The following is a 17,169-nucleotide window of genomic DNA, read 5'->3' on the forward strand; positions in this document are numbered from 1 at the left end:
ATGCTCCGCGTGCTGGTCACCAGACCGGAGCCGGGTGCGTCGCGCACCGCGCGAAAGCTGGAGGAGATGGGTTTTGAGCCTCTTCTCCTGCCCTTGACGGAGACGAAGGCGTTGCCGGTCGATGCCAAGGCGATTCCGGAAGACGTGGCAGTCGTCGCCATCACCAGCGCTAATGCGGTGCGCCACGCCCCCAGAGATCTGATTGCGGTGCTGTCCAATCTGCCTTGTCATGCTGTCGGCAGGAGGACCGCGGAGGCCGCGCGCAAAGCCGGCTTTCTCTCGGTCAATGAGGGGCTCGGCGATGCCGAGGCGCTGGCCGACGGCATGGCAATCGCGTTTTCCGGCAAAACAATCGTCTATTTCTGCGGGCGCGTGCGATTTCCCGCCTTCGAGCAGAAGCTGGAAGCAGCTCACGCCCAGGTCCATGCCGTCGAGACTTATGACACGCTTGCGGTGAGCTATTCGGACGAAGCGATCCTTCCTCTGATATCCGGTCAATCCGTCGATGCGGTGCTGCTCTATTCGGCCATGGCCGCTGCCGAAATGCAGACACTGGCCAGGCGACTTACCTTGCAGCAGGCCTTTGAAAAGACCCGTTTTTTTGCTCTTTCCGCGCGCATTGCCGCCGCTTTCGGCGACGGCACCGGCAAAGCAATGCACGTTGCCGCGCGGCCCGACGAGGAGGCGCTGCTGGCACTTTTGCGGGCACGGCCCTGACCCGCGTCATCACACCGCCCCTTTTCACCGCTTGGTGATGTGCTAGACCCTTTCTGAACCATCACGCGCCGCCAGGCGTTGAGACGAAGCGAATTTGCGGAGCCCCTGCATGGTCAAGACGCCGAAGATGCGACACTCGAAAGGCCGCCGCGAGCCGGTGACCATCGATCTCGATCCGGGCGCCGTCTCACGCATCGTCGACGAGGATGCCGCCAAGAATACCGCCCAGACCGATGAGGCGAAGGCCGAGGAAGCGGCGAACGCCTCGCGGCCAGAGCCGCCGGACGAGCCGGTACATGCCGATCAGGCGGATCTCGAACCTTGGGAGCATGGCGATGCAGCCGCCGGGCAGCCTGGCACCCACGCGCCATCGCAAGCCGAGGCCAAATCCACTGAGCCGGAAATGCTTTATCCCGGTTCGGATACACCCCCCAACCGCGCCAAGGCTTCCGACTACAATTTCGAGGATGCAACCGCCAAAACCGCGGAGACCAAGGCGGCTTCCGGTAAAACCGACGCAAGGAGCGAACCGATGGTCACGCAGCCGAAGCGGGGCGGCCTCAACGGCATCGCCGCCGGCGTCATCGGTGGTGTCATCGCCCTGGTCGGGGCCGGTGGCCTGCAATTTGCCGGCCTGCTCGGTGCGCCGGGTGCCGCTCCCGGTGTCTCGCTCGACGGCGTCAATGGCGAGATCGCCTCGTTGAAAAGCGAAATCGCGGATATGAGGGAAGCCGGCGGCAGCGGCGGTGCATCGGCCAAGGTCGACGGCCTGTCGTCGGCGCTGGATCAGGTCAAGAGCGATGTCGCGGCGCTGAAATCGGCGGTCGAACAGGGGGGCGCGGGCGACAATGCCGGGCTTGCCGCGATGGGCGACAAAGTCAAGCAGATCGAAACCACGGTGGCGGCCCTCGGCAAAGCCGGCAGCGCGGCGCCTGTCGATCTCGGCCCGCTCAACGAAAAGCTGGCGGGTCTCGATGCGCTGGTGAAGTCGACGGGCGAGGCGGCGAAGGCACAGGAAGGCCGTCTCTCCGCGCTGGAGCAGTCGGTGTCGCAGCTTTCCGGCAAGGTCGATGCGCAGGCGTCCCAGCCAAAGATCGCACTCGCCATCGCTGCCTCGGCGCTGAAGGCGGCGCTCGATCGCGGCGCGCCGTTTTCAGCCGAACTCGATACGCTGGCCGCGATTTCGCCTGATGCGCCCGAACTCGCGACCTTGCGGCCCTATGCGGAAAAGGGCGTGCCGACCCGTACCGAGATCGCCTCGCGGATGGACGCCGCCGCCAATGCCATGGTCGCCGCCGCCACGCCGGTCGATCAGAATGCCGGCTTCCTTCAGAACCTGATGTCGAGCGCTGAATCGCTGGTCAAGGTCCGGCCGATCGGTGCCGTCGAAGGCCCCGGCGCACCGGAAACCGTGGCGCGCATGGAGGCTGCGGTCACGCAGGGCGACTATGCCAAGGCACTCAGCGAATATGACACGCTGCCGGAAGCCGCGAAGGCAGCGGGCGCCGACTTTGCCGGCAAACTGAAGGCGCGCATCGAGGTCGAAACCCAGGTCGACGCGCTGATCTCCGGCGCGATGAAGGCATGAGGGCAACACGATGATCCGCCTGCTCGCCTTCCTCATCGTCGTCTTCGCGCTCGGGCTGGGCTTTGCCTGGCTGGCCGATCGGCCGGGCGACATGGTCGTCACCTTCAACGGCTATCAGTACCAGGTGAGCCTGATGGTGGCGGCGGTTGCCGTCGTCGCTGTCGTCGCCGCGGTGATGATTGTCTGGTGGCTCATCAAGTCGCTGTGGAACAGTCCCTACACCATCTCGCGCTATTTTCGCGTGCGCCGCCGCGACCGTGGCTATCAGGCGCTGTCGACCGGCATGATCGCCGCCGGCGCCGGCGACGGGGCGCTCGCCCGCAAGAAGACCAAGGAAGCGGCCAAGCTGATCCGCTCCGACCAGGAGCCGCTGATCCATCTGCTCGAGGCACAGGCATCGCTGCTCGAAGGCGACCATGAAGGCGCGCGCCAAAAATTCGAGAGCATGCTCGACGATCCCGAAATGCGGCTGCTTGGCCTGCGTGGGCTTTACCTGGAAGCCGAACGCCTGGGCGACCGCAACGCCGCCCGGCACTATGCCGGCCGTGCCGCCGCAGTAGCGCCGCAACTGGCCTGGGCGGCCGAATCGACGCTGGAGGAACTGACCGCGCGCGGCGACTGGGATGGCGCGCTGAAACTGGTCGACGCGCAAAAGTCGACGCGGCAGATCGAGCGTGACGCCGCCAACCGCCGCCGCGCCGTGCTGTTGACCGCCAAGGCGCAGTCGCTCGCCGACAGCGATCCCGCGGCTGCCAGGACAGCGGCGATCGAGGCCAACAGATTGCAGCCGGATTTTGCCCCCGCCGCCGTTGCCGCCGCCGCGGCGCTGTTCAAGCAGAACGACGTGCGCAAGGGTTCGAAGATCCTCGAAGCAGCGTGGAAGGCCGACCCGCATCCCGAGATTGCCGAGCTCTACACCCATGCGAGGCCGGGTGACGCCGTGCTCGATCGGCTCAACCGGGCAAAGAAGCTGCAGGAGATGAAGAAGAACCACGCTGAATCGTCAATGACGGTGGCGCGTGCCGCGCTCGACGCGCAGGATTTTTCAACCGCCCGCCGCGAGGCGGAGGCCGCGATCCGGATGGACCGACGCGAGGGCGCCTATCTGCTGCTCGCCGACATCGAGGAGGCCGAGACCGGTGACCAGGGCAAGGTGCGGCAGCTGCTGTCCAAGGCGGTGCGAGCCCCGCGCGATCCGGCCTGGGTCGCCGACGGCGTCGTCTCCGAGCGCTGGGCGCCGGTCTCGCCGGTCACCGGCCGGCTCGACGCCTTCGAATGGCGCGCGCCGATGGAGCGGCTTGGCCAGCTGATCGACAGCCACGATGAGCCGGACGCCCCGGCAGTGGCCATCGAGGCGCCGGGCAGGCCGGAAAGGCCGGTCGAGGTGATCGATCACGCCGCACCGGGCGACGAGGCGACGGGCAAAGACGCCGAAAGCCGCGAGGATCATGTCACACCGGTCACGGCCGCCGCCTTTGCCGCGGTGCCAGCCGACGCCGAGGCGGTCGAGCCGGCGGAAGAACTGGCGCGGCTGCCGGACGATCCAGGCGTCGATCCGGACGACGAGGCGGAAAAGTCGACACGCCGGTTCCGGCTGTTTTGATTTGGGCAGGCCGTTGGGCCGTTTGGGAATGAATTGATGTTCGAGCGCGTTCTGTCGTTTCTCAGGGATTTGCCGGCCGGCTCCGGGAGCCATGCCAGCACGGACGATCCGCGCGTCGCGGCCTCGGCGCTGCTCTATCATGTGATGAATGCCGACGGCGTGCGCCAGGATGTCGAATGGGAGCGGTTCAAGGCGGTGCTGGCGCAAAGCTATTCGATCAGCGGCGCCGAACTCGAAGCACTCGCCGCCGCCGGCGAGCGGGCCGACAACGAGGCAATCGACCTCTACGCCTTCACCAGCGTGCTCAAGCGCCACCTCGACGCGGAGGGGCGCAAGGCGTTCATCGGCCTGATGTGGGAGATCGTTTATGCAGATGGCGAGCTGCATGAGCTGGAGGACAACACGGTGTGGCGTGTCGCCGAGCTGATCGGCGTCGAACGCCACGACCGCGTCGAGGCGCGCCGCAAGGCGGCGGCGCACGCGCCGGGCGCCACTGGAACATCCTCGGACGAATAGGATTTTCGCCGTCCCATGCCGCGCCAGACGAGGTCGAAACCAAAAGTCCTGATCGTGCTGCATCAGGAGAATTCGAGCCCCGGACGCGTCGGTCACATGCTGCTCGAAGAGGGCTTCGATCTCGACATCCGCCGCCCGCCGCTCGGCGACGCCTTGCCGGAAACGCTGGATGGCCACGCCGGCACAGTCGTCTTCGGCGGTCCGATGAGCGCCAATGACGAGGACGAGTTCGTCCGTCGCGAGACCAACTGGCTGCAGATTCCACTCAGGGAGAACCGGCCACTGCTCGGCATCTGTCTTGGGGCGCAGATGCTGGCCAATCATCTCGGCGGCAAGGTCGAGGGCCATGGCGAAGGGCTGGTCGAGATCGGCTGGTATCCCCTGAAAGCGACCGAGGCCGGCAAGAAACTGATGCACTGGCCAGAGATGGTCTACCAGTTCCATCGTGAAGGCTTTTCGCTGCCGAGCGACGCGACGCTGCTGGCCACGAACGAGACCTATCCCAACCAGGCCTTCCGCTATGGCGATAATGCCTGGGGCATCCAGTTCCACGGCGAACTGACCCGAGTGATGATGCAGCGCTGGGTGGTGCGCGGCGCCCACCGCTTCGAGCTGCCCGGTGCGCAGCCCGGCCGCGACCATCTCGGCGGCCGGCTGATCTGGGACATGCATTTGAAGCGCTGGCTCGACGAGTTTTTGCGCACGATTTTTGGCGAGCCTGTGGCGCGGTAGTGCCGGGCCGGTGCTCTGAACCGCCGACGCCTAAAAACTAGTCCGAAAACGTTACGCTCACGCCGCGCTGCCGAAAATAAGCCTGCATCAACTTGCGGCCCGAGCGGTTGCTCTGCGCCAATTTGGCAGGATCGAACACCGCCTGTTTTATCCCCTCTCGCGCCAGCGCTGCCTTGAGCGTCGCGATATGGGCGTCGATGTCGGCATTGTCCGCCCTGAGCGACGCGTAGATATTTTCGGTCGCTTCGGCCACGGTCGGTTCACTCACTTGTGTCGTCCTTTGGTTGGTTCGGCGGCGGCTTAGCATAGATTCGCTGCCCCGTCAGTTTCGTCCTTTGAGGTGCCTCACCTTGCGCAGCGCCGGAAACAGATAGGCCCACAGGCCGGCAACCGCGACGGCGCCGACGCCGCCGATCACCACCGCCGGAACCGTGCCGATCAGCGCCGCCATGGTGCCGGCGCGAAATTCGCCGACCTCGTTGGAGGCGCCGACGAAGACCTGGTTGACGGCGTTGACGCGGCCGCGCACCTCGTCGGGCGTCCACAGCTGGATCAGCGTCTCCCTGATGTAGACACTGAACATGTCGGTGGCTCCGATCAGGGCAAGTGCTACGATCGAGAGCCAGGTGAGCGTCGACAGGCCGAACAGCACGGTGCAGGCGCCGAACGCCGCCACGAAGCTCAGCATGATCTTGCCGGCACGGTCGCGGATCGGATGGCCCGCAAGCCAGACGGCGACGCAGATGGCGCCGATCCCCGGTGCCGAGCGCAGCAGGCCGAGGCCCCAGGGTCCAAGCTGCAGAATGTCACGCGCATAGACTGGCAGCAGTGCCGAGGCGCCGGACAGAAGCACGGCGAAAAGGTCGAGCGAGATGGCGCCGAGTACGATCTTCTCGCTCCAGATGTAGCGGAAGCCGGCAAACAGCGTCTCCATCGTCGGCTTGTCGGTGGCGGTCTGTTGCGCGGGCTTGGGAATGGTGAAGATCAGCAACGCGGCGGCGAGCATCAGGACTGCGGCCGTCGCATAGGCCACTTCCGCCGACACACCATAGAGCAAGCCGCCGGCGACCGGGCCGACAATCGTCGCGGTCTGCCAGGCGGAGGAGTTCCAGGCGATGGCATTGGCGAAATCGCGCTGCGGCACGAGATTGGCGAACAGGGAGGACGAAGCCGGCCCGTAGAAGGCGCGGGCAATGCCGAACATGACCAGCACGGCGAAGATCGGCAGCGGGGTTGTAAGGCCGCGCAGGGTCAGAAACAGCAGAGCCAGCGCGCAGGCGCCTTCGACCAAGGTCGCCAGGGTCATGATCAGCCGGCGGCCGAAACGGTCGGCGACGACACCTGTAACCAGCACCAGAAGCAGCGACGGCAGGAACTGGACGATGCCGACAATGCCAAGATCGAACGGATCGCGCGTCAGATCATAGACCTGCCAGCCGACGGCCACCGAAACGATCATGGTCGCGAAAGTGGTGAGAAAGCGCGCCGTCCAGTAGCTGAGGAAGGCTCTGTGCCGGAAAGCGGCATAGCGCTGCTCCGGCAAGGTTTGTTCTGGTATCATGAAGTGAGGCCCCGTTGCGGTGGGCATCGGCTCGCGGGGCACTTCCCGAATGGGCGCTGTTCGACCAATGGAACTTGGTAAAGTTCGGGGCGGATATGCTTTAAAATCAGATCCGGATCAAGGGACTTTCGATCCGCACCACCGATAGCACGCGGAAGTTACTGCCGCAGCGCAGCTGAAATCGCGTCCAGCCCGCCTTTCAACTCGGCCTCCCTCGGCCAGCCGAAGCCGACGCGGAAGAAGCGCTTTTCCATTTCGAACCAGTGGCCGGGCCCGACATAGGTGCCGTGATCTTCCAGCAGCCTGACATAGAAGCGATCGAGGTCGAAGCCGGGTTCGACATCGAGGCGCGGGAAACCGACGACACCGCCTTCGGGCCGCACCCAGTCGACCAGCGGCTCGCGGTCGATCCAGGCCTGGACGATGTCCCGGCGCCTGGCCATTTCGGGCAGCAGCTTTGCCAGGAAAGCGTCCCGGCCCTCCAGCACGCCGCGCGCTATGCCTTCGTCGATGACGCTGCCGCAGATGCCGATCTGCTCCTTGGCGGCCAGAAATGTCTCCTGAAGGGCCGCATCCCTGGTGATCAGCCAGCCGATGCGGATGCCGGGAATGCCGAAGGCTTTCGACAGCGACGAGACGCTGATGGCTTTTTTGCTCAGCGAGGCCGCCAAAGGCAGGCGCCTGCCATAGGAGAGATCGCGATAGGTTTCGTCGACCAGCAGATAGCAGCCGCTGGTCTCGGCGAGCGCGACCAGCGCGTCCAATTCGGCACGGCTCATCATGGTGCCGGTCGGATTGTGCGGGCAAGTAACGCTGATCAGCTTCGTGTTCGGCCGCATCGCGGCCCTGACGCGCTCGACGTCGATGGCGAAGCCTTCGTCGAAGGCGAGGTCGACAAAGCTGATGGCGCAGCCGATCGCCCGCGGCGTTTCGATGTTGGTGGCGTAGTTGGGCCTGATGACGACGAGGTGATCGCTGGCCGAGAGCAGCGAGGTGGAGATGATGAACAACGCGCCGGCCGCACCGGCCGTGACCAGCACGTCGTCGGGCGCGATGCCGGCGTCCTGCGCGGCGATCAGCGCGCGCAATTCCCTGTCGCCGCGATGCTCGCCATAGAAGAGGGTCAGATCAGGCAGCGAGAGGCCGATATCGGAGAGTTTCTGATCGGCGATCGAACTTTCGGAGAGGTTGTAACGGATGCGGTCGTAACCGTACTCCTCCGGCGCTTCTTTCTCGATCACCATCCTGGTGTAGTTCATGGCTTCCCCCAGATCGTCTTGTCCCAGGTTATCCAAGCCACAAAAGCACGAAGCCTGCCAAGGCGAATTCGCCGGCAGGCTTCTATTCCAGTCGTCCTAACAATTGGCTCAGCGTCCAAATCGCCTCAGGCCGAGACTTTGGCCTTTCGGCCCTTGCCTTTGACGGCGGCGACCACGGCGGCCTTGCGGCCGAGGCCGATCGACTTCGCCAGTTCGGAGCGCGAAGCCGCGTAGTTGGGGGCAACCATCGGATAGTCGGAAGGCAGGCCCCATTTGGCGCGATAGGCGTCCGGCGTCAGGCCGAAATGCACGCCGAGATGACGCTTCAGCGATTTGAATTTCTTGCCGTCCTCGAGGCAGATGATGAAATCCGGCGTCACCGACTTCTTCGGGTTGACGGCCGGGACCAGCGGTGCCGCCACCGGGGCGACCGGCTGGCCGAGCCCGCTGATCGAGGCGCTGACGCTGGCGATCAGCTCGGGAAGGCCGGACGCAGGCAGGCGATTCTTCTCGACATAGGCCGATACGATATGGGCCGTCAGCTCGAGAAGGTCGAGTGTCTTGCTGGCGTGGCTGTTTTCGTCGGTCAATCTATTTCCTCCATCCATGGCGCATAACCTCGAAAATGGGGCCGTTTTCAAAAAGGATGATGCGCAAAATTAAAGTGGGTCGTCTTCGTGTGTCGCGCGCGACGCGATGTAGTGGGGATGACTTCCTAGTCGGCAAATCTGCACAATGCAATCTATCGCCGGGACATAACACGGCATTTTGAACAACTATACTAAGTTGTAATAATATCAGACGATCAGGGCCTTGTCGCGCCACAGACGAAATCCGCCTTCAAAGGCGCGTGTGTTGTCACCGCGCCTGGAGTCGGGGGGCAATTCGTCCAGCTTGTCGACATTGCCGCCGCCGATGACGACATAGTCTGGCTGCAGGGCGGCGCGCAGCCGGTTGACGACGTCGAAGACATGACCGCGCCACTTCTTCTTGCCGCGCTTTACGAGGCCACGTTCACCGACATAGTCCTCGAAACTCTGGCCTTTTCTGTAGGGAAGGTGGGCGAGTTCCATCGGCTGGCCGACATTGTCGAGGACCATCGCGGCACCGAGGCCGGTTCCGAGGCCGAGGAACAGCATGCGCCCGCCCTCATAGCTGCCGAGGGCCTGCATCAGCGCGTCATTGACCACCTTGACCGGCTTGCCGAACTCAGCGGTGAAATCGAAGCCGGCCCAGCCCTTGCCGAGATTCATGGGATCGAGCACCGGCTTGTTTTGACGCACGGGGCCCGGATAGCCCATCGAAATGACGTCATAGGACAGGCCGTCGGCGAGCTTCTTCACCTTGTCGATCATCTGCCTTGGCGTCAGGTCAGGCCCGGAATCGGTGCGGCGCTCGGTGCCACCGTCGCTGGTCAGGATCTTGACGTGCGACCCGCCAATATCGATCGAAAGGACTACCTGCCCGGTGTCCGACGCAGCCTTCTTAACCACCTTGGCCATCTCGTCCCCTCCACTCATGCGACCGGGTCGATCCAGCCATTGGGCGGCCCGAAGCCGGCCATGGCGTCCGCTGGCCCCCACGTCCTCGGTTCGTAAAGATGCGGCGGCGTGGTGTCGCCGAGCACCGGACCGACGATGCGCCAGGCGAGTTCGGCGGCGTCCTGGCGGGTGAAGAGCTGGCCGTTGCCGTTCATGGCGTCGCCGATCAGCCGTTCATAGGGCGGCATGTCGCCCTTGGAATCGTCGAGCGCGGTGAGTTCCACCTGCTCGCCGATCATGTCGTCGCCGGGCGCCTTGCGCTGGGCGCCGATGGCGATCATCACCTGCGGGTCGATGCGGAAGCGGACGTAGTTCTGGTCGGCGGGCTTGATCGGGTCGAAGACGTCGAGCGGCGGCCGTTTCAGCCGCACCACCACCTCGGTGACATGCACCGGCATGTTCTTGCCGGCGCGGATGAAGAACGGCACGTCCTGCCAGCGCCAGGTGTCGACGAAGAAGCGCACCGCCGCGAAGGTCTCGACCGGCGAGTTCGGCGCCACGCCGGGCTCGGCGAGATAGCCGGTGAACTGGCCGCGCACGACATCGTCTTTCGTCAATGTCCGGATGGCGCGCAACACCTGCACCTTCTCGTCGATCAGGTCGTCGGCGGAGCGGCCGACCGGCGGCTCCATGGCCAGGAGCAGCAGGATGTTGAGCAGATGGTTCTCGATGACGTCGCGGATGGCGCCGACATCGTCATAGAACCGCCCGCGCCCCTCGACGCCGAAATCCTCGGCCATGGTGATCTGCACGCTCTCGACGTAATTGCGGTTCCAGATCGGCTCCAGCAGGGAGTTGGCGAAGCGGAAATAGAGCAGGTTCTGGATCGCCTCCTTGCCGAGATAGTGGTCGATGCGGAAGATCGACTGTTCGTCGAACACCAGGTGCAGCACCCGGTTCAGCCAGCGTGCCGACTGCAGATCGTGGCCGAACGGCTTTTCGACCATCAGCCGCGCGCCATGCGCGGTGCCGGATTGCTCCAGCCCTTGCACGACGGTCTCGAACATGGACGGCGGCACCGCCATGTAATGCAGCGGCCGCTGGGCGCTGCCGAGTGCCGTCTTCAGCTTCTCGAAGGTCGTGGGATCGCGATAGTCGCCGCTGACATAGCGCAGCAGCGACGCGAACTTGGCGAAGACCTTCTCATCGACGGCGCCGAGGGCATGGACGATGCCGTCGCGGGCGCGGTCCTGCAACTGCTTCAAATCCCAGGCGTCGAAGGCGACGCCGATCACCGGTTCGGTGAGCGTGCCCTTGGCGACCATCTGGTAAAGCGCTGGAAATATCTTCTTGTGGGCGAGGTCGCCGGTCGCTCCGAAGAGCACCAGCGTATCGGACCGTTCCTGGCTCATGCGTGCGTCTCCCCTGTCGCCGTCACTTGCCGCCCTTCGGCTTTTCGATGTGTCCGCCAAAGGCATAGCGCATGGCGGACAACAGCTTGTCGGCGAATTCAGATTCGCCTTGCGAGGAGAAGCGGTCGAACAGGGCCGACGACAGCACCGGTGCCGGCACGCCGGTGTCGATCGCCGCCTTCAGCGTCCAGCGGCCCTCGCCGGAATCCGAGACCCGGCCGCCGAATTGCGCCAGACCCGGATCGCTCTTCAGCGCGCCGGCGGTGAGATCGAGCAGCCAGGAGCCGATGACGCTGCCATGCCGCCACACCTCGGCCACCTGCGGAAGGTCGATGTCGAACTGGTAGTATTGCGGGTTTTCCAGCGGGCTTGTCTCGGCGTCCGCCGTCCGCTGCCGTTTGCCGGCATTGGCCGACTTCAGGATGTTCATGCCTTCGGCATAGGCGGCCATGACGCCGTATTCGATGCCGTTGTGCACCATCTTGACGAAATGGCCGGCGCCGCTCGGTCCGCAATGCAGGTAGCCATAGGGCGCGGTGCCGGCGGTCTTGTCCGGGGTGGGCGCGCCGGCATCAGCGCCAGGCGCCAGCGTGGCAAAGACCGAATCGAGGTGCTGCACCGCCACGTCGGGACCGCCGATCATCAGGCAGTAGCCGCGCTCCAGCCCCCAGACGCCGCCACTGGTGCCGACATCGACAAGATGCATGCCCTTGGTGGCCAGTTTCGCGGCCTGGTCGACGGCGTCGTGATAGTAGGAATTGCCGCCGTCGATGACGATGTCGCCAGGCTCCATCAGCGCCGCGACCTGATCGATGATCCTGCCGGTGATCGCCGCCGGCAGCATCAGCCAGACACAGCGCGGCTTGGCCAGCTTGCCGACGAATTCCTCCAGGGATGCCGCCCCCAAGGCGCCGTCGCTCACAAGCGCCGCGACGCTGGCCGGGTTGATGTCATAGACGACGCATTCGTGGCCGTCGCGCATCAGCCGCCGCACCATGTTGGCGCCCATCCGGCCCAGTCCCATCATTCCGATCTGCATGGTTTCGTCCCTGTTTCCTAGAGATTTTCTGGGGTTGTCGAGGAAGGATCTACTGGCTGTCCTGCGCGCCTGACATGACGGAGAAGTCGACATTCTCCCAATCGCCGGTTCCGGGCCAGAAAAAAGTGAAGAGCAGCGTGCTTCCGTTGGGGAGGCTGGCCGTGGGCAGATCGACAAGGTGAAGGCCGAAAGCGTTTTCCGCTGTCCGGCTGTCGTGGGCGGTTGCCCAATTGTCCGTGCTCCAATGCACGATGGCCGCCGTCAGCAGCTCGACGCGCAATGTCTTGCCCTCGGGCAGTGCGCGGATCTTGTTGTTGAAGCGCCATGCCCTGAACGACGATACGGTCTTGCCCTGGATGTAGCGCTTCACGCCTTGCGGCGGCATATCGAAGACGGCGCCGTCGCGTAGCGAGCGCAGCAGCTTGATGTGTTCGGAATGCGCCCAGACCAGTGGCATGGCGCTGCCCGATGGCTTGCCATGCAGCAGCTCGCGCTCGGGAATATCGGCGCCGTCCCACACCTGTTCGGGCAGCAGGCCGCCAGGCCCGGCCGACCGTTCCAGCGCATCGAGCAAGCTGGCCGCCTTGTCCTTGCGCCCGGCGGCCAGCTCGTAATGAGCCCGTTCGCCGGCAAGCAGGGGCCAAGGCCGGCCCTGGCCGGTGCCGTCGAAGGGCGTGCCATCCTCGTGCTCGCCATAGCCGTCGCTGTTATAGCGGTACCAGAGCGGCCCTTGCGGCAGTTCGCAGCGCAGCTGCGCGTCGATAACCTTGACGGTATCGACGATGCGCGGATCGTCGGCGGCTCTCAGGCCAAAGCGCACCAGGGCCAGCGCATCCGGGCTGACGATTTCCTCGGCCGGCCGGTCGGTGTCGCCGGGTGGCCGGTTCTTGATCGGCACATAGCCGTCCTTCGGCGAGCCGGCATCGGGGTCGTCTGGCGGCGCAATGCGGACGTAATAGCCGCCGACACCGACGGTCTTGCAGATGGCGGTGCCGGTGAGATAGGTCCAGCGTTCGACCTGGTCGTTCCAGCAGTCGGCGGTTTCGCGCAGGTAGGCCGCCTCCGCCGCTTTGCCGCTGGCATCGAGCAGGTCGGCGCCGGCAAGCAGTGCCGCGATCTCGACGGCCAGCGTGAACGGGCTGTAGCCGGCGTCTTCTTCCCAGCGGTCCTCGCCGGTGACCGGACCATTGCGCACGACATAGGAGGCGGCGCGCTCGATCATCGGCAGGAAGGCCTTCAGCCTGGCACGCGGCAAGTGGCCAGCGCGATGCAGGGCATCCGCCAGCAGCAAGGGAAAGGCGCATTCGTCCATCTGGATGCCGGGCCAATAGGCGGAGCCGTCGAGCCAGGCGTTCTGTGGCCAATGGCCGTCCGGCTGCTGGATGGAGCGGAGATATTCCAGGATCCGCAATGCCGAGGCGGCATCGCCGGCGGCGAGAAAGCCGCCCGCTGTTTCGACCAGGTCGCGTGGCCAGACAAGATGATAGCCGCCGAGATCATTGTCGCCCTTGTTGAATCCCCATGGGATCGACAGGCTGGCCACCGCCGCGCCGGGCATTGCCGACGACCGGTGGGTTGCCAGCACCGCGGTGGAGACGCGGTAGCTGTTCACTCCGGGGACCGCGTGGCGGTCCAGTGGCAGCAGCCCCGCCTGCCATTCGCGCCATTGTTCGACGTAGGATTTCGCCGCCGGTTCAAAACCCCGCTTCAGGCTGGCGAAGGCGTTGTCGGCGGCTTCGTCCGGTGTCGTCCCAAAACCCAGCGCCAGCACGGTTTTTGTGTTGGCGGCGGTGAAGCCGATCTCGCCGGTCAGCGCGACATTGCCGTCCTCGGCACGCCGGCAAGCCGTATCGAGCTTGCCGGTATTGTTGAGTTGCTGCCAGCCGTCGGAGAAGCCAACATAGCCGGCCGAGCAATCCCGCCAGGGCAGGGAGGAGGCCAGCGCCAGGCAGGTGCCGCGCCCCGAGGCAAACAGGACAGGCTTTCCCTGGTACTCGCCGACCCAGGCGGTGTTGCTCATGCCGGCATTGACCAGATGCGGCGCCAGAAGCGCGTAGACGCGGTAATCGGCCGCGGAGCCCTTGAGCGGGCTGAAGGTGATTTCCTGCAGCAAGGTCGGGCGCGCCGGATCGGCCAGAATACGCTTCTCGATCCGGTAGGCGCCGTCGTCGGCTGTATTGACCAGCCTGTAGGCGGGCACGCCGTCCTCGAACGGCTCTATGCCGTGCGAGGCATCGCGCTTCTCCTCGGAGAAATAGCCATCCATGCCGGTGACGATCAGGCCGAGGTCGCGCGTGCAGGCGCTGTCGACGCGCGGATAGTACACCTCGTTCAGGATGCCGTGGCTGGTGGTGAACCAGACGCGGCTGGACGGCGAAAGCGCCGAGCCGACTCCGCTCTTGGCGCTTGAGGTCCAGCGCGCGGGAATTCCCGGTGCGCCCGGCGGCACAGTCGGCGTCACTGCCATGCTTGTTCGCTCTCCTGGCCCGCATGCCTAGCCATCAAACGAAGCCATTTCAATCAGCGCACCGCAAGTTGATCGCCGGCGCACATCGGATTGCAGTTGACAGCCCGCCGGCCTTCTGCACTTTTGTCTGACAATAGATAAAAAACAGGATCTCAATCGCGAAATTCGTCGACAATCAAACTGATCAGCAACTCTCGGGAGGAGTATCACATGAAGAAACTATTGGTTCTCAGCACGCTTGCGGCGGTGCTCGCGGCCGGTACGGCTTTTGCCGACACCAGCGGCAAGAAGATCGCGTTCTCCAACAATTATGCCGGCAATTCGTGGCGGCAGGCGATGCTCGACAGCTATGGCATCGTCACCAAGAAGGCCGTCGACGACAAGATCGTCGGCGCGGCTGATGTCTTCACCACTGCCGACAAGGAGGTGCCGACCCAGGCCGCCCAGGTGCAGAACCTGATCCTGCAGGGCTATGACGCCATCGTCATCAACGCCGCCTCGCCGGATGCGCTCAACGGTGCCATCAAGCAGGCCTGCGATGCCGGCATCACCGTCGTCTCCTTCGACGGCACCGTCACCGAGCCCTGCGCCTACCGCGTCGTCGTCGACTTCAAGGACATGGGCAAGCAGGAAGTCGAGCAGATGGCCAAGTTCCAGCCCAAGGGCGGCAATCTGCTTGAAATCCGGGGGCTTGCCGGCACCTCGATCGATGATGCCATCCATGCAGGCATCCTCGAAGGCGTGGCCGCGCATCCCGAATTCAAGATCGTCGGTTCTGTCACCGGCGACTGGGACCAGACCACGGCTCAGAAGGCGGTGGCGACCATCCTGCCGTCGCTGCCCGACGTCGTCGGCATCGTCGACCAGGGCGGTGACGGCTATGGCGCCGCGCAAGCCTTCGCCGCCGCCGGCAAGCCGCGCCCGACCATCATCATGGGCAACCGGCAAGATGAATTGAAGTGGTGGAAGGAACAGAAGGACAAGGACGGCTACCAGACCTGGTCGGCTTCGATCGCGCCGGGCGTATCGACGCTCGCCTTCTGGGTGGCGCAGCAGGTGCTCGATGGCCGCAAGGACATTCCGCACGATCTGCTGGTGCCGTATCTGGCCTTCACCCAGGACGATTTCGAGGCGGCCCTGCCCAAGATCAAGGAGGGCGGTGTCGCCACCCACGAATACACGCAGGAAGATGCCATCGCGGCGATCAAAGCCAATATCAAGTGAAAGTCGCAGACGCGTTGCCGCGGGCATCACCGAGCGGATATCGTTGAGCATGGCTGCAGGCGACACGGACATCATCAGACCGGACGGCGCCGAAAACCAATTCGGCGCCGCCAGTGTTGACATCGTAAGACTTGACGGTGCCGAAAAGCATTTCGGCGCCGTCAGGGCGCTGGGCGGGGTGGATTTTCATGTCGGGCCCGGCGAGTGCGTCGGCCTCGTCGGCCATAACGGCGCCGGCAAGTCGACGCTGATGCACATGGTGGCCGGGACCTCGACGCCCGACAGCGGCACGATCACCGTGCATGGCGGCATCGAGGACAACTACTCGGTGTCGCGGGCGCAGCAGCGCGGCATACGCTGCGTGTTCCAGGAACTGTCGCTGTGCCCCAATCTCAGCGTCGCCGAAAACACGCGTATCAACCATGCGTCGCTTTCCGGCTTCGGCTGGCGGCGCAAGGCGGCAGAGCTGATCGCCGCCAAGCTGGACGAAATCTTTCCGGACCATGGCATCTCGGCCTGGGACATTGTCGGCGATCTGTCGATCGGCCGGCGCCAGATGGTCGAGGTGGCGCGTGCCTTCACCGTGACGCACGACCGGCTCGACCTGGTTATCCTCGACGAACCGACCTCGTCGCTCGACGCGCACACATCGGGCCAGTTGCTGGCCTTCGTGCGCCGCTTCGTCGCTGGTGGCAAAAGCTGCATCCTGATCTCGCACGTGCTGGGCGAGGTGCTGCGGAACGCCGACCGGATCGTTGTGATGCGCGACGGCAAGGTGGTGGCGTCGGACGCGGCTGGTGCCTTCGATCGCGACCGGCTGGTAGCCGTGATGGGCGGAGCCGAGGCGCGTGCGAAGACCGCCGCGCAGGCCGCCGCCGCCAAGACAGGCGCCAATCCGCTGCGCGTGCGGGCGCGGCCGGCCGGACAGGCGGATGGCAAGGACCTCGTCGCGCGCGCGGGCGAGATCATCGGCCTTGCCGGGCTGGCCGGTCACGGACAGACCGACTTGCTGCTGCGCATCTTTGATGCCGCCGCACGCGCCAAGACCGGCATCGAGGTGACGGCGCCGGTGGCCCTGGTGGCAGGCGACCGCCAGTCCGATGGCATTTTCCCGCAATGGTCGATTGCCGAAAACATCGGCATCCGCTCGCTGGCGCGCTTGCGCAACGGGCTGTTGATTTCACCCCAGCGTGAGGCCGAATTGGCCGCGTTCTGGCAGAAGAAGATCGGCATCCGCACGCCTGACATGAACAACAATATTTTCTCGCTGTCGGGCGGCAACCAGCAGAAAGCGCTGTTCGCCAGGGCGCTCGGCTCCGATGCCCAGATCGTGCTGATGGACGACCCGATGCGCGGCGTCGACATCGGTACCAAGCTGGAGGTCTACGATCAAGTGCGCGAGGAGGCGGGCCGCGGACGCACCTTCCTCTGGTACACGACCGAAACCGAAGAGCTCGACAATTGCGACCACATCTATGTCTTCAAGAACGGCCGCATCGTCGCCAATCTGACGCGCGACGAGCTGACCGAAGAGAAGATCATCCAGTCCTCCTTCGGCGATGCGGCCTGA

General features: G+C 64.8%; 15 protein-coding genes. 7 read left to right on the forward strand and 8 right to left on the reverse strand.

Annotated elements, in window-relative coordinates:
• From FJW04_RS03320 to FJW04_RS03340, 5 genes are all read left to right on the forward strand, one after another.
• Entirely contained in the window at window positions 1-717 is a 717-nt protein-coding gene (locus FJW04_RS03320; RefSeq protein ID WP_140618386.1) for a uroporphyrinogen-III synthase, read from the forward strand.
• A gap of 109 nt (window positions 718-826) precedes the next feature.
• Window positions 827-2,305, forward strand: a complete 1,479-nt coding sequence (locus FJW04_RS03325; protein ID WP_015315069.1) for a COG4223 family protein — start codon at window positions 827-829, stop codon at window positions 2,303-2,305.
• A 10-nt stretch (window positions 2,306-2,315) separates the two neighbouring features.
• Window positions 2,316-3,908: a heme biosynthesis protein HemY gene (locus tag FJW04_RS03330; protein ID WP_140712307.1), complete on the forward strand. Its 1,593-nt coding sequence runs from the start codon at window positions 2,316-2,318 to the stop codon at window positions 3,906-3,908.
• Window positions 3,909-3,944: 36 nt separating this feature from the next.
• Complete coding sequence (locus FJW04_RS03335; protein WP_015315071.1) at window positions 3,945-4,424, forward strand: TerB family tellurite resistance protein; 480 nt, start codon at window positions 3,945-3,947, stop codon at window positions 4,422-4,424.
• 15 nt (window positions 4,425-4,439) lie between these two features.
• Complete coding sequence (locus tag FJW04_RS03340; RefSeq protein ID WP_015315072.1) at window positions 4,440-5,156, forward strand: glutamine amidotransferase; 717 nt, start codon at window positions 4,440-4,442, stop codon at window positions 5,154-5,156.
• Between the two features lie 37 nt (window positions 5,157-5,193).
• Here the strand turns inward: FJW04_RS03340 and FJW04_RS03345 are convergent, their stop codons facing one another.
• The 8 genes from FJW04_RS03345 to FJW04_RS03380 all read right to left on the reverse strand — a co-directional run bounded on the left by FJW04_RS03345 (window position 5,194) and on the right by FJW04_RS03380 (window position 14,375).
• Entirely contained in the window at window positions 5,194-5,463 is a 270-nt protein-coding gene (locus FJW04_RS03345; protein WP_051041236.1) for a hypothetical protein, read from the reverse strand.
• A 15-nt stretch (window positions 5,464-5,478) separates the two neighbouring features.
• Window positions 5,479-6,717, reverse strand: coding sequence for an MFS transporter (locus FJW04_RS03350; RefSeq protein ID WP_140712309.1), 1,239 nt, complete (start codon window positions 6,715-6,717; stop codon window positions 5,479-5,481).
• Window positions 6,718-6,875: 158 nt separating this feature from the next.
• Window positions 6,876-7,976 carry an aminotransferase class I/II-fold pyridoxal phosphate-dependent enzyme gene (locus FJW04_RS03355; protein WP_140712311.1) on the reverse strand — a complete coding sequence of 367 codons (1,101 nt, stop codon included), beginning with the start codon at window positions 7,974-7,976 and terminating at the stop codon, window positions 6,876-6,878.
• 125 nt (window positions 7,977-8,101) lie between these two features.
• Window positions 8,102-8,566, reverse strand: coding sequence for a MucR family transcriptional regulator (locus FJW04_RS03360; RefSeq protein WP_041163289.1), 465 nt, complete (start codon window positions 8,564-8,566; stop codon window positions 8,102-8,104).
• 207 nt (window positions 8,567-8,773) lie between these two features.
• Window positions 8,774-9,478: an ROK family protein gene (locus tag FJW04_RS03365; protein ID WP_015315077.1), complete on the reverse strand. Its 705-nt coding sequence runs from the start codon at window positions 9,476-9,478 to the stop codon at window positions 8,774-8,776.
• Window positions 9,479-9,492: 14 nt separating this feature from the next.
• Window positions 9,493-10,869 (reverse strand): glucose-6-phosphate dehydrogenase, encoded by a 1,377-nt coding sequence (gene zwf, locus FJW04_RS03370; protein ID WP_140618399.1) that lies wholly within the window; start codon window positions 10,867-10,869, stop codon window positions 9,493-9,495.
• Window positions 10,870-10,891: 22 nt separating this feature from the next.
• A complete protein-coding gene (gene gnd, locus FJW04_RS03375) occupies window positions 10,892-11,908 on the reverse strand; it encodes a phosphogluconate dehydrogenase (NAD(+)-dependent, decarboxylating) (RefSeq protein ID WP_140618400.1) in 1,017 nt (338 codons plus the stop codon).
• A gap of 49 nt (window positions 11,909-11,957) precedes the next feature.
• A complete protein-coding gene (locus FJW04_RS03380; RefSeq protein WP_140712313.1) occupies window positions 11,958-14,375 on the reverse strand; it encodes a glucan 1,4-alpha-glucosidase in 2,418 nt (805 codons plus the stop codon).
• Window positions 14,376-14,585: 210 nt separating this feature from the next.
• Between FJW04_RS03380 and FJW04_RS03385 the strand changes: the two genes are divergently transcribed.
• Together FJW04_RS03385 and FJW04_RS03390 are read left to right on the forward strand one after the other, a co-directional pair.
• Window positions 14,586-15,599, forward strand: coding sequence for an ABC transporter substrate-binding protein (locus FJW04_RS03385; RefSeq protein ID WP_015315081.1), 1,014 nt, complete (start codon window positions 14,586-14,588; stop codon window positions 15,597-15,599).
• A gap of 49 nt (window positions 15,600-15,648) precedes the next feature.
• Window positions 15,649-17,169, forward strand: coding sequence for a sugar ABC transporter ATP-binding protein (locus FJW04_RS03390; protein ID WP_246673696.1), 1,521 nt, complete (start codon window positions 15,649-15,651; stop codon window positions 17,167-17,169).

It is taken from the genome of Mesorhizobium sp. B2-7-3, from assembly GCF_006440715.1.
GTDB classification, from domain to species: domain Bacteria; phylum Pseudomonadota; class Alphaproteobacteria; order Rhizobiales; family Rhizobiaceae; genus Mesorhizobium; species Mesorhizobium australicum.